10 protein-coding genes are annotated in these 13,079 nt (G+C 71.5%); 9 read left to right on the top strand and 1 reads right to left on the bottom strand.

Annotation, left to right across the window (positions count from 1 at the left end; all coding sequences use genetic code 11):
* The first annotated feature begins 2 nt into the window (after nt 1–2).
* The 3 genes from MUY14_RS14145 to MUY14_RS14135 are packed head-to-tail and all read left to right on the top strand — an operon-like array spanning nt 3 to nt 4,523.
* Entirely contained in the window at nt 3–1,922 is a 1,920-nt protein-coding gene (locus MUY14_RS14145) for a molybdopterin oxidoreductase family protein (protein ID WP_247023451.1), read from the top strand.
* A 1-nt stretch (nt 1,923) separates the two neighbouring features.
* Nucleotides 1,924–3,669, top strand: a complete 1,746-nt coding sequence (locus MUY14_RS14140; RefSeq protein ID WP_247023450.1) for an NAD(P)H-dependent oxidoreductase subunit E — start codon at nt 1,924–1,926, stop codon at nt 3,667–3,669.
* On the top strand, nt 3,666–4,523 hold the full coding sequence (locus MUY14_RS14135; protein WP_247023449.1) for a 2Fe-2S iron-sulfur cluster-binding protein: 858 nt from the start codon (nt 3,666–3,668) through the stop codon (nt 4,521–4,523). The genes MUY14_RS14140 and MUY14_RS14135 overlap by 4 nt, the downstream gene beginning before the upstream one ends.
* On the opposite strand, the gene MUY14_RS14130 is transcribed toward MUY14_RS14135, so the two are convergent.
* Nucleotides 4,520–5,755 carry an SMI1/KNR4 family protein gene (locus tag MUY14_RS14130; protein ID WP_247023448.1) on the bottom strand — a complete coding sequence of 412 codons (1,236 nt, stop codon included), beginning with the start codon at nt 5,753–5,755 and terminating at the stop codon, nt 4,520–4,522. The two genes, MUY14_RS14135 and MUY14_RS14130, sit on opposite strands and share 4 nt — an antisense overlap.
* Before the next feature lie 130 nt (nt 5,756–5,885).
* On the opposite strand from MUY14_RS14130, the gene MUY14_RS14125 reads away from it, so the two are divergent.
* From MUY14_RS14125 to pucD, 6 genes are all read left to right on the top strand, one after another.
* A complete protein-coding gene (locus tag MUY14_RS14125) occupies nt 5,886–6,692 on the top strand; it encodes a hydroxypyruvate isomerase family protein (protein ID WP_247023447.1) in 807 nt (268 codons plus the stop codon).
* Nucleotides 6,689–7,576 (top strand): NAD(P)-dependent oxidoreductase, encoded by an 888-nt coding sequence (locus MUY14_RS14120; protein ID WP_247023446.1) that lies wholly within the window; start codon nt 6,689–6,691, stop codon nt 7,574–7,576. Before MUY14_RS14125 ends, MUY14_RS14120 begins: the two co-directional genes overlap by 4 nt.
* 1 nt (nt 7,577) lies before the next feature.
* Nucleotides 7,578–9,266 (top strand): glyoxylate carboligase, encoded by a 1,689-nt coding sequence (gcl, locus tag MUY14_RS14115; RefSeq protein ID WP_281506293.1) that lies wholly within the window; start codon nt 7,578–7,580, stop codon nt 9,264–9,266.
* Between the two features lie 194 nt (nt 9,267–9,460).
* On the top strand, nt 9,461–10,330 hold the full coding sequence (locus tag MUY14_RS14110) for a xanthine dehydrogenase family protein subunit M (protein ID WP_247023445.1): 870 nt from the start codon (nt 9,461–9,463) through the stop codon (nt 10,328–10,330).
* Nucleotides 10,321–10,791 carry a (2Fe-2S)-binding protein gene (locus tag MUY14_RS14105; protein ID WP_247023444.1) on the top strand — a complete coding sequence of 157 codons (471 nt, stop codon included), beginning with the start codon at nt 10,321–10,323 and terminating at the stop codon, nt 10,789–10,791. The genes MUY14_RS14110 and MUY14_RS14105 overlap by 10 nt, the downstream gene beginning before the upstream one ends.
* On the top strand, nt 10,788–13,079 hold the full coding sequence (gene pucD / locus MUY14_RS14100; protein ID WP_247023443.1) for a xanthine dehydrogenase subunit D: 2,292 nt from the start codon (nt 10,788–10,790) through the stop codon (nt 13,077–13,079). The genes MUY14_RS14105 and pucD overlap by 4 nt, the downstream gene beginning before the upstream one ends.

Raw genomic sequence — 13,079 nt, 5'->3', positions numbered from 1 at the left:
CCGTGAAGCGCAAGAACACCGAGCCGTACGTCCGGCTCACCCGGCCACTCGTGCGAGACTCCGGCGTCCTGCGGCCGGCGACCTGGGAGGAGGCCCTCGACCGGGCCGCCGCCGGGATCCGCCGGACCCTCGAAGCCAAGGGGCCCGAGGCGTTCGGGATGTTCTCGTGCGCCCGCGCGACCAACGAGATGAACTTCGTCGCGCAGAAGTTCACCCGCGCGGTGATCGGCACGAACAACGTCGATTCGTGCAACCGCACGTGTCACGCGCCGAGCGTGGCCGGCCTGGCGCGGGTGTTCGACAGCGGCGGCGGGACGTCGTCGTACCAGGAGATCGAGGACGCCGACGTCATCGTGATCTGGGGCGGCAACCCGCGCGAGGCGCACCCGATCTTCTTCCAGCACGTGCTCAAGGCCGTCCACAAGGGAGCGAAGCTATTCGTCGTCGACCCGCGCCGGACGAGCACCGCGAGCTGGGCGCACCGGCAGCTGCAGCTGGAGGTCGGCACCGACATCCCGCTCGCGCACGCGATCGCGCGGGAGATCATCCACTCCGGACTGGCGAATCGTGCGTTCATCGAGCGGGCCACCGAAGGGTTCGAAGAATTCGCCGCGTCGGTCGAGCCGTGGACCCTGGAGGTCGCCGAGAAGACCACCGGCGTGCCGGCCGAGCTGATCGAGGAGCTCGCCCACACCTACGCCCGCGCCGATCGCGGCCAGCTGTCGTGGACGCTCGGGATCACCGAGCACCACAACGGCACCGACAACGTCCTGTCGCTGATCAACCTGTCCCTGCTGGCCGGTCACGTGGGCCGCTACGGGGCCGGGCTGAACCCGTTGCGCGGGCAGAACAACGTCCAGGGCGGCGGCGACATGGGCGCCATCCCGGACCGGCTGCCCGGCTTCCAGGACGTCCTCGACGCCGGCGTCCGGGCGAAGTTCGACGCGGCGTGGGGCTCGGCCATCCCGCCGCACCAGGGCCTCAACCTCACGCAGATGCTCGACGCGAGGGAACGCGGCGACCTGACCTGCGTGTACATCATCGGCGAGAACCCGGTCCAGTCCGAAGCGGACTGCGAGCACACGATCAAGCGGCTGGCCAACGTCGATCACCTCGTGGTGCAGGACATCTTCCTCACCAAGACCGCGCAGCTGGCCGACGTCGTGCTGCCGGCGTCGGCGGCCTGGTGCGAAAGCGACGGCACGTTCACCAACTCCGAACGGCGGGTCCAGCGCGTCCGCAAGGCCCTCGAACCGCCGGAAGGCGCGCGCGACGACATCGAGCTGCTGTCGGAGCTGGCCCGCCGGCTCGGCCACGACTGGCACTACACCGGCGGCGAAGAGGTCTGGGACGAGCTGCGTTCACTCTCGCCGATGCACGCCGGGATGTCCTACGCACGCCTCGAAGAACTCGGCGGGATCCAGTGGCCGTGCTTCTCCGAGGACACCCTGGAACCGACGTTCCTGCACGGGCGGCTGTGGGCCGAGGACCCGGCCGAGCGCGGGCGGCCGGCGCCGTTCACGGTGCTCGAGCACAGCCCGCCGGTCGACCTGCTGTCCGAGGAATTCCCGATCCGGCTCACCACCGGGCGGCGGCTGGACTCCTACAACACCGGTGTCCAGTCGGGCGGGTTCCCGTCGCCGCTGCGTCAGGGCGAGACCCTCGACCTGTGCCCGGAGGACGCGCGATCACTCGGGGTCGAACCCGACGAGCTGGTCCGGATCTCCTCGCGGCGCGGGGAAATCGTCGCGCCCGTCCGGCTCGACAAGGGCCTGAAGCCGGGGCTGGCGTTCATGACCTTCCACTTCCCGGACGAGGTCGACGTCAACGTCATCACCATCGAGGCGACCTGCCCGATCGCCGGGACCGCGGAGTACAAGGCCGCGGCCATCCGCGTCGACAAGCTCACGGTGGAGGTCTGAAGTGGACCTCAAGCTCCTGGACGCCGTGGCGTCGCGTGAAGAGGAGGAGGCGGTCGCCGGGTTCGCGGGCGGCGGCCGCGACCAGCTGCTGCCCGCGCTGCACGCGGTCAACGACCGGGTCGGCTGGCTCAGCCAGGGCGCGCTGAACCTGATCTGCGAGACGCTGCACGTGCCGCCCGCCGACGCGTACGGCGTGGCCAGCTTCTACTCGCTGTTCGCGCTCGAAGAACGCCCGGAGCGGGTCGTGCACGTGTGCACCGACCTGGCCTGCCGGGTCAAGGGCGCGGAAACCGTGTGCGAGGTACTCACCGAGCACGTCGGCGCCGCGGGGAAGGCGCGCGGCGGGGTCACGTGGCTGCGCGGCCCGTGCCTCGGCGTGTGCGAACGGGCCCCCGCGGCGCTGACGTTCCAGGCCGGCGACCCGGCCACCACCGAGCTGGTCGCCCCGGCCACCGGGGCGTCGGCCGTGCTGGCCGCCCAGCGCGAACCGTCCCCTTCGGACGGTTCGCCGCCGCTGATCCACCAGAAGGACGGCCTCCGGCTGCTGCGCCGCGTCGGCGTCGTCGATCCGTCCACTTTGGACGGCTACCGCGCGACCGGGGGCTACGCGGCACTGCGGAACGCCCTGCGGATGGGGGAGGCCGCGGTGCTGCGCGAGGTCACCGACGCCGGCCTGCTCGGCCGCGGCGGGGCGGCGTTCCCGACCGGGCGCAAGTGGGCCGCCACGGCCGCGCAGCCCGCCGGGCCGCACTACCTGGTGTGCAACGCCGACGAGAGCGAACCCGGCACGTTCAAGGACCGGGTGCTGCTCGAAGGCGACCCGTTCGCGCTGGTGGAGGCGATGACGATCGCCGCGTTCACGATCGGCGCCCGGCAGGGCTACGTGTACCTGCGCGGCGAATACCCGCGAGCGCTGCGGCTGCTGCGCAACGCAGTGGCGGTCTGCCGGGAACGCGGCCTCCTCGGCACGGACATCATGGGGCACCCCGGGTTCTCGTTCGACATCGAGATCCGCCGCGGCGCCGGCGCGTACATCTGCGGCGAAGAGACGGCGATCTTCAACTCCATCGAGGGCTTCCGCGGCGAGCCCCGCACGAAGCCGCCGTTCCCCGTCGAGAAGGGGCTCTTCGGCAAGCCGACGGTCGTCAACAATGTCGAGACCCTGGTGAACGTGCCGCTGATCCTCACTGGGGGCGCGGCCGCCTACCGGGCGATCGGCACCGAGGCATCGGCGGGGCCGAAGCTGTTCTGCCTGTCCGGCAACGTCGAACGGCCCGGCGTCTACGAAGTGCCGTTCGGCACGACCCTGCGGGAGCTGCTCGCCCTGGCCGGGGGCGTGCCCGAAGGCCGGTCGCTGCGCGCGATCCTGCTCGGCGGCGCGGCGGGCGGGTTCGTCCGGCCCGACGAGCTGGACCTGCCGCTGACCATGGAGGACGCGCGGGCGGCGAAGACGACGCTCGGCTCGGGCGTCGTCCTGGTCCTCGACGACCTGGCCGACCTCGGTGGCTTCCTGCTGCGGATCGCGGAGTTCTTCCGCGACGAGTCGTGCGGGCAGTGCGTCCCGTGCCGGATCGGGACGGTCCGGCAGGAGGAGGCGATCCACCGCTACCTGGCGGCGGGCTCGGACGAACGGGCGCTGCTGCGCGAAGTGGGCGGGGTGATGCGGGACTCGTCGATCTGCGGTCTGGGCCAGACCGCGTGGAACGCCATCGAATCCGCGATCGACCGGCTGGGGGCACTGGGATGACCATCGTGGACATCGGGATCCCGCGACGGCTCGTCGAGTTCACTGTGGACGGTGAGACCGTCCGCGTGCCCGAGGGCTTGACGATCCTCGACGCGTGTACGGCGACGGGCACGGACATCCCGACGTTGTGCTACGGCGACACCCTGGAACCGGCGAACGCCTGCCGCGTCTGCATGGTGGAGGTCGAGGGCTCGCGGACGCTGGTGCCGTCGTGCTCCCGCAAGGCCGAGCCGGGCATGGTCGTGCACACCGGCTCCGAGCGGACGCGCACCAGCCGCAAGGTCGTCCTCGAACTGCTGGCCTCCGCGACCGACCTCTCGACCACGCCCGGCGTCGCGGAGTGGCTGGCGGAAACGGGTGCGGACCCGGACCGCTTCGGCCCGGACGCGGCGACGGTCGCCCAGCCGGCCATTGTGGACAACGAGCTGTACGTGCGGGACTACGGGAAGTGCGTCCTCTGCTACAAGTGCGTCGACGCGTGCGGCGAGCAGTGGCAGAACTCGTTCGCGATCACCGTGGCGGGCCGGGGTTTCGACGCGCGGATCTCGACGGAGTTCTCGAACCCGCTCCCCGAGAGCGCGTGCGTCTACTGCGGCAACTGCGTGGAGGTGTGCCCGACCGGGGCACTCAGCTTCAAGCGCGAGTACGACAAGCGCGCGGACGGCACCTGGGACGAGTCCCGCCAGTCGGCGACGACGACGGTCTGCACGTTCTGCGGCGTCGGCTGCAACCTGACGCTGCACGTCCAGGACAACGAGATCGTGAAGGTGACTTCACCACACGAGAGCTCGGTGACGCACGGCAACCTCTGCATCAAGGGCCGGTTCGGCTGGCAGCACGTCCAGAACCGTTAGGACCACGCCGAAGTCACGCGGTCGAGGTTGAGGAGCACGGTGGGGTGCCGCTCGACGGCCTTGCGGCGGCGCAACGCCCGGAGGAGGGAACGTTCGTTCCGGCGGTCCACGGTCTGCACGGCCTGGATCCGCACGTGGGCGTCCTCGTCGTCCAGCGCCGACTCCAGCAGCACTGTCGCGTCCCCGCCGGCATCGATGAGGTGCCAGACGGCGGACGCGCGGGTGCCCGGATCGGGCCGGGCGAGCAGGGGTGCCAGGTCCGTGACGAGGAGTTCGCCGGAAGCGGTCAACGCCCGCATCGTCTGCCAGGCCACGCCGGGGTCGGGGTCGGCGAGGAGCGCCCGGGCCCGGGCAGCGAGATCCGGGACGCCCAGTGCGGCGAGGACGTGGATCGCTTCGGCCCGTACGGCGGGGTCGGAGTCGGTCAGCGCGGCGCGGGCAGCGGGCGCCACCGCCGCCTTCGCCGCCCGGGCGGCCGCCAGTGCCGCCACGCGCACCCGGGCATCCGGATCGGCGGATGCGGCGGCGAACGCCACGGCCGCCTCGTGGCCGGTCGAGGGCAAGCAGGCCACCGAATACGCGGCCTTGGCTCGCCGTCGCGGGTCCGGATCCCCGGTGAGGACGGTGAGCAGGGCGGCTTCGCCACCGGGGAGCTTGTGGCCGAACGCCGACACGGAGCACCCGGCCAGCAACTCGTCGAGCCAGCGGTGGTACCACGCGAGGAAGCTCTCGTCCTCCAGGACGTACGGGGCGGGCACACCGTTGAGGTCGAGGTTGACCAGCCGCCCGCGGCCCGGGCCGGACACGACGAGGTGCGTGTACCCGGTGCAGCCGTGGTGGACGAGCGCGAGCGTGCCCTGGACCGGGTCGGGCCGGTCGTCCGGCCCCCAGAAGGCGTCCCACCACTCGTTCTCGTACCACTGGCCCGGCCGGAACGGGCTCGGTGCGCGGAGGTGGCCGGGGAACGAGTCGGACACCTCCGCGTATGCGTCGGCGAGCCGGAGCAGCCCGTAACCCGGGCCCGCACCACCGTTGCCGACCTCGAGCAGGAACGCGCGGTAGCTCTCGGGCAAGCGGATGCCGTGCGCCGCCTCGAACGCCGCGACCTCGTGCTCGGGCAGAACCGCGTTCAGCCGGTAGCGGTGGTGGCCGGCGCCGAACGAGTCGCGCAGCCGCGGATCGGCGGCCGCCCGCTCGAGTTTCTCGACGACCGCGGCACGCGTTCCGGTCATGGTCTTTCCCCCCGTGGTTCGGCGCCAGCGTAACGAGCGGTCGCCGACGCGAGCGTTGACCTTGGGCCTGTCCGGCAGCTATTCTCGATATGCGAAAGAAAAATTCCGGATAGCGAAATTTGAGGTAGCGATGCCCGAGCACTCCCTGCCGTACGTCGTCAACCTGTCGCTGCTGTTCAAGGAAGTTCCCCTCCTCGAGCGCGCGGCGGCCGCGCGGGCGGCGGGCTTCAGCGACGTCGAGTACTGGTGGCCGTTCGAGTCCGCCGTGCCCGGGCGGGACGAGGTGGACGCCTTCGTGCGGAGCCTGGACGGTGTCCGGCTGCGCGGGCTGAACTTCTACGCCGGGGACATGGCCGCGGGGGAGCGGGGCCTGGTGTCCTGGATCGGGCGCGAAGCCGAGTTCGCCGACAGCCTCGTCGTCGCGCTGGACATCGCCGAGCGCACCGGGTGCCGCAGCTTCAACGCGCTCTACGGCAACCGGCTCGACGGCGAAGACCCCGTCAAGCAGGACGACCTGGCGCTGGTGCACCTCGCCACCGCCGCGGAAGCCGCCGCGAAGATCGGTGCGCAGCTGGTCCTCGAACCGCTCTCCGGTGCGGACCGCTACCCGCTCAAGACCGCCGCGGACGCCGTGGCCGTGCTCGACGACCTCGGGCGCGACAACGTGCGGCTGCTGGCCGACCTGTACCACCTGGCAGTCAACGGCGACGACCTGGACGCGCTGCCGACGACGCACATCGCCCGGATCGGGCACGTGCAGATCGCCGACGCGCCCGGGCGCCACCAGCCCGGCACCGGCTCGCTGGACATCGAGGGACACCTCGCGAAGCTGCAGGACGCCGGCTACGACGGGTTCGTCGGGATCGAGTACGTCCCGGAGCCCGACACCCTCGCGTCGCTGGACTGGCTGCCGATCACCCGAAGGGGACGAGCATGAAACTGGGATTCATCGGACTGGGCGTGATGGGCGCCCCGATGGCCGCGCACCTGGTCGCGGCCGGGCACGACGTCGCCGGCTACGACGTCCACGCGGCGGCGGGGGAGAAGCTCGCGGCCGCCGGCGGGCGCGCCGCGACCGGTGTCGCCGACGCGGTGGCCGGCGCGGCCGTCGTGATCACGATGCTGCCGAACCACCCGCAGGTCGAGGAGGTCGTGCTGGCCGCCGGTGGCGTCCTCGACGCCGCCGAGCCCGGCGCGCTGCTGATCGACATGAGCACCATCCGGCCCGAGACGTCGATCGCGGTCGCCGAAGCCGCGCGGGACAGGAAGATCCGCGTGCTCGACGCTCCCGTGTCGGGTGGCCAGGCGGGCGCCGAGCAGGCGTCGCTGTCCATCATGGTCGGTGGCTCCGAGGAGGACTTCGAGGCCGCCAAGCCGGTGCTCGACGCCGTCGGCAAGACCGTCGTGCACGTCGGCCCGCACGGCGCCGGCCAGGTCGTCAAGGCCGCGAACCAGCTCGTCGTCGGCGGGATCTACGGGCTCGTCGCCGAAGCGATCGTGCTGCTCGAAGCGTCCGGTGTGGACGCCGCCACCGGCCTCGACGTGCTCGCCGGGGGACTGGCGGGCAGCCGGATCCTCGAGCTCAAGCGCAGGTCCATGGTGGACCGTCAGTTCGCGCCGGGGTTCCGGATCGACCTGCACCACAAGGACATGGGGATCGCGCTGGCCGCCGCCCGGCAGGCCGACGTCGCGCTCCCGCTCACCGGGCTGGTCGCCCAGCTCGTCGCCGCCGGCCGCGCCATGGGGTACGGCTCCCTGGACCACTCGGCCTTGCTGAAGGTCGCCGAACAGTTGTCGGGCCGCGTCCCGGCGGAGGTGTGACATGCCCAGAATCCCCGCGATGCAGGCGGTCGTCGACGTCCTGGAGAGCGAAGGCGTCGACACCGTCTTCGGCTGCCCCGGCGCCGCGATCCTCCCGCTGTACAACGCCCTGCAAGGACGGGCGATCGAGCACTTGATCGTCCGCCACGAAGAGGGCGCGACGCACATGGCCGACGGCTGGGCGAGGACGAACGGCAACGTCGGCGTCGCCATCGGCACGTCCGGCCCGGCCGGGACCAACATGATCACCGGGCTCTACACCGCGCACGCGGACTCGATCCCGATGATCTGCATCACCGGCCAGGCGGCCACGACGAAGCTGCACCAGGAAGCCTTCCAGGCGGTCGACATCGTCGAGATCGCCAAGCCGGTCACCAAGTGGGCGGTGCAGGTCAAGGAAGCCGCGCAGCTGCCGTGGATCTTCCGCGAGGCATTCCGGGTCGCGCGGTCCGGCCGGCCCGGTCCGGTGCTCATCGACCTGCCGATCGACGTCCAGAAGCAGGACATCGAGTGGGACTCGTCGATCGACTCGCCGCTGCCGGTGACCGCCGTGAAGCCCGCGGCCGCGCGGGTCGAGCGGGCCCTCGAAATGCTCCTGGCCGCCGAACGCCCGATCATCCTGGCCGGTGGCGGCGTCGTCCTCGGCGAGGCGAGCGAGCAGCTGCGCGCCGCGGCCGAGCGCCTGGACGTGCCGGTGCAGGTGACGCTGATGGGCAAGGGCAGCTTCCCCGAGAACCACGAGCTGTTCGCCGGGATGGCGGGCATCCAGACGTCGCAGCGCTGGGCGAACGCGGCCTTCCTGGAGTCGGACCTGGTGCTGGCGCTGGGCGCTCGGTTCGGCGACCGGCACACCGGTGAGCTGTCGGTGTACCGGGGTGAGCGGAAGTTCATCCACGTCGACATCGAGCCGACGCAGCTGGGCAAGGTGTTCGGGCCCGACCTCGGGATCGTTTCGGACACGCGGGAGTTCCTCGACGCGCTGCTGGCGGCGCTGGAGAAGCGGGAAGTCTCGCAGAGGCGTGCGTGGGTCGGCCGGATCGCGGAGCTCAAGGAAGCGCTTCCCCGCCGCGACGACTTCGACGCCCTGCCGATCAAGGCGCCGCGGGTCTTCAAGGAGATCAACGAAACCTTCGGCGAGGACACGTACTTCGTCACCGCGATCGGGCTCTACCAGATCTGGTCGGGCCAGTTCCAGCAGGCGCACAAGCCGCGCCACTACCAGGTGTGCGGCCAGGCCGGCCCGCTCGGCTGGGAGATCCCCGCCGCGATCGGCGTGAAGAAGGCGCGGCCCGGAGCCGAGGTCGTCGGCGTGGTCGGCGACTACTCGTTCCAGTTCCTCGTCGAGGAGCTGGCGGTGGCGGCCCAGTACGACGTCGGGTTCGTGCTGATCATGCTCAACAACGAGTACCTCGGCCTGATCCGCCAGGCCGAGACCGGGTACGACATGAACTTCGAGGTCGACATCCACTACGACGCGAACGGCACGGACAACGTCAAGATCATGGAGGCCTACGGCTGCTCCGGCACCCGCGTGCACGAGCCGGGAGAGATCCGGACGTCGCTGGAGTGGGCGCGCAAGGAGGCCGAGCGCACCAGCCGCCCGGTCCTGGTGGAGATCATGATCGAACGCGAGGGCAACGCCGCCATGGGTGCCGCCCTCGACGCCGTCCGCGAGTTCGAACCCACGTAACACCCGCGTGACCACGGCCGCCGCGCGAGACCCTGACCTCGTGCGGCGGCCTTTCCGCGCCCTGGGTCAGGCGGTTGTCGGAAAGTACAAACGCGGGCGGTAAATTCACCCGCCTTTCAGGGGTTTTGCCGTGGTCCCGGCCACACCCGAGCGTGTGTACTTCTTGACGAAGCAGCCCCGAAAGGACGTCCACAGTGGAATTCCTCCGACCCGCCTCGCTGGCCGACGCGCTCGCCGCGCGTGCCGCGAACCCCGGTGCGGTCCCGATCGCCGGCGGCACGGACGTGATGGTCGAGATCAACTTCGACCACCGCCGTCCCGGCGCCCTGCTCGACCTCGGCCGCGTCGCCGAGCTCCACGAGCACGGCACCGACGGCGGCCGGATCCGCATCGGTGCGGCAGTGCCCTACACCCGGATCATCGCCGAACTGGGCACGCAGCTGCCCGGCCTGGCGATGGCCGCGCGGACCGTGGGGTCGCCGCAGATCCGCAACCGCGGTTCCGTGGGCGGCAATCTGGGCGCGGCTTCGCCCGCGGGTGATGCCCACCCGGCGTTGCTGGCGGCCGGCGCCGAGGTCGAAATCGCCTCGGTCCGCGGCACCCGGGTCGTCGCGGCGAAGGACTTCTACCTGGGGGTCAAGCGCAACGTCCTGGCCGAAGACGAGCTGATCACCGCGGTGCTGCTGGAGCCGGCCACCGGGCCCCAGCAGTTCAGCAAGATCGGCACGCGCAACGCGATGGTCATCGCGGTCGCCGCGTTCGGGCTGGCCCTGCACCCGGCCGAACGGCGGGTCGGCACCGGCGTCGGCTCGGCCGCGCCCACTCCGCGCCGGGCCGTCGAAGCCGAGGAGTTCCTGGCCGGCGAGCTGGACTGGGACGCCCCGAAGGCGCTGAACGACTCGGTCAAGCGCCGCTTCGGCGACCTGGTCGCCGGGGCCGCCTCGCCGATCGACGACGTCCGGGGCAGCGCGGCCTACCGGCGCCACGCACTGGGGGTCATGGCGCGGCGGACGCTGACCTGGGCCTGGACCGAATACTGCGAAGGGAGCGCGAAGTGCGCGTGAATGTCACCGTCAACGGCGAGCACCGCCGGGCGGACAACGTCTGGGAAGGCGAGAGCCTGCTCTACGTGCTGCGCGAGCGGCTCGGCCTTCCCGGCTCGAAGAACGCCTGTGAACAGGGGGAATGCGGTTCGTGCACGGTCTACCTCGACGGTGTCCCGGCGTGCGCGTGCCTGGTCGCGGCCGGGCAGGCCGAGGGCCGCGACGTCGTCACTGTCGAGGGCCTGGCCGAGGGCGACGAGCTCGACCCGGTGCAGGAGTCGTTCGTCGAGCGCGGCGCGGTCCAGTGCGGGTTCTGCACGCCCGGCCTGCTGGTCGCGGCGCACGACCTGATCGAGCGGGTCCCGGACCCGAGCGACGTCGAGATCCGCGAGGCCCTCGCCGGGAACCTCTGCCGCTGCACGGGTTACGAGAAGATCCTCGACGCCGTCCGCGACGCGGCCGCGAAGAAGGCCGTCCGATGAGCGCGCCGGCCCGCTCCCCGCAGGAGCTGCACGACACGATCGCCGGTGGCATCGGCGAGAGCCCGCTGCGCCCGGACGGCACGCTCAAGGTCCGCGGCGAGTTCGCCTACTCCTCGGACCTGTGGCACGAGGACATGCTGTGGGGCGCCACGCTGCGCAGCCCGCACCCGCACGCCCGGATCGTCCGCCTCGACGTCTCCCGCGCGCTCGCCCAGCCCGGCGTGCACGCGGTGCTCACGCACGAGGACGTACCGGGGGAGAACGTCTACGGCCTCAAGTACCAGGACACGCCGGCGCTGGCCGCGGACCTGGTGCGCTACCAGGGCGAGCCGATCGCGATCCTGGCCGCCGACCACCCGGAGATCGCGCGGCAGGCGCTCAAGGAGATCGTCGTCGAGTACGACGTCCTCGAGCCGATCACCGACCCCGAGCGGGCCGCGCACGACGACACCCTGCCGAAGCTGCACCCGGACGGGAACCTGGTCCGCCACCAGCGGATCGTCAAGGGCGACCCGGCCGCGACCGCGGACGTCGTGGTCTCCGGCGTGTACGAAATCGGCATGCAGGACCAGGCGTTCCTCGGCCCGGAGTCCGGGCTCGCCGTGCCGGCCGAGGACGGCGGCGTCGACCTCTACCTGGCCACCCAGTGGCTGCACGTCGACCAGCGCCAGACGGCCAAGGCCCTGGGTCTCCCGCTGGAGAAGGTGCGGCTGACGCTGTCGGGCGTCGGCGGCGCGTTCGGCGGCCGCGAGGACCTGTCCATGCAGATCCACTCGTGCATGCTCGCGCTGCGCACCGGGCGTCCGGTGAAGATGAGCTACAACCGCCTGGAGTCGTTCTTCGGGCACGTCCACCGCCACCCGGCGAAGATGTACTACGAGCACGGCGCCACCCGCGACGGCAAGCTCGTCTACGTCCGGGCGCGGATGTACTTCGACGGCGGCGCGTATGCGTCCAAGACCCCGGTGGTGGTCGGCAACGGCACCACCCTGAGCGTCGGTCCCTACGACGTGCCGAACGCGCACATCGAGGGCTGGGGCGTCTACACCAACAACCCGACCTGCGGCGCGATGCGCGGTCTCGGCGCGGTCCAGCCGACCTACGCCTACGAGTCCCAGATGGACAAACTGGCGTCCGCTTTGGACCTGGACCCGGCGGAACTGCGGATCCGCAACGCGCTGAGCGAAGGGTCCACTGTGGTCACCGGTCAGGTGGTGGACTTCCCGGCGCCGGTCGCCGAGCTGGTCCAGCGGGTGCGGGACCTGCCGCTGCCGCCCGAGCCGGCCGGCGAACGCGACATCCGCGAGCTGCCCGGCGGCGCGTCCAACACCACGCACGGCGAAGGCGTCGTCCGCGGGGTCGGCTACGGCGTCACGATCAAGAACATCTCCTACGCCGAGGGGCTCGACGACTACTCGACCGCCCGCGTCCGCCTGGAGGTGCTCGGCGGCGAAGCGGTCGCGATGGTGCACACCGCCGCGGCCGAGGTCGGCCAGGGACTCGTCACCCTGCAGCAGCAGATCGCGCGCACCGAGCTGGGCCTGACGCGGGTCAGCGTGCACCCGGCCGACACGAGCGTCGGTGACGCCGGGTCCAGCTCGGCGTCACGCCAGACCTACGTCACCGGCGGCGCGGTCCGCAACGCCTGCCGCGCGGTCGCCGAAGCGGTGTACGCCCGGCTCGGGGTGCCCGCCGAAGGGATGTCCCTGGTGGGCGGGAAGGTCGTCGCGGCCGACGGCGAAGTCGTCGCGGACCTGGCCGAACTGCTCGGCGACACCGCGATCGAGGAGACCCGCGAGTTCCACCACCGCCCGACCTACCCGCTGGACCCGGAGACCGGGCAGGGTGACGCGCACGTGCAATACGGCTTCTCGGCCCACCGCGCGGTGGTCGACGTCGACCTCGATCTCGGCCTGGTCAAGGTCGTGCAGCTGGACTGCGCCCAGGACGTCGGCAAGGCGATGAACCCCGACGCCGTCGTCGCCCAGATCCAGGGCGGCTCGGCCCAGGGCCTCGGCCTCGCCGTGATGGAGGAGATCCTGGTCAAGGACGGGAAGGTGCGGAACCCGTCGTTCACCGACTACCTCATTCCCACGATCCTCGACATGCCGCCGATGCGCGTCGACGTCCTCGAACGCCCCGACCCGCACGCGCCCTACGGCGTCCGCGGCGTCGGCGAACCGCCCACCATCTCGGCGACCCCCGCGATCGCCAACGCCATCCGCGCGGCCACCGGCCTCGAGCTGCCGCGCGTCCCGATCCGCCCCGAGCACATCACAGGAGTTTGA

This window comes from Amycolatopsis sp. FBCC-B4732, assembly GCF_023008405.1.
Classification (GTDB): Bacteria; Actinomycetota; Actinomycetes; order Mycobacteriales; family Pseudonocardiaceae; genus Amycolatopsis; species Amycolatopsis pretoriensis_A.
Note: the sequence above shows the minus strand (reverse complement) of the source record. Positions and strands in the feature narration are given on the sequence as shown.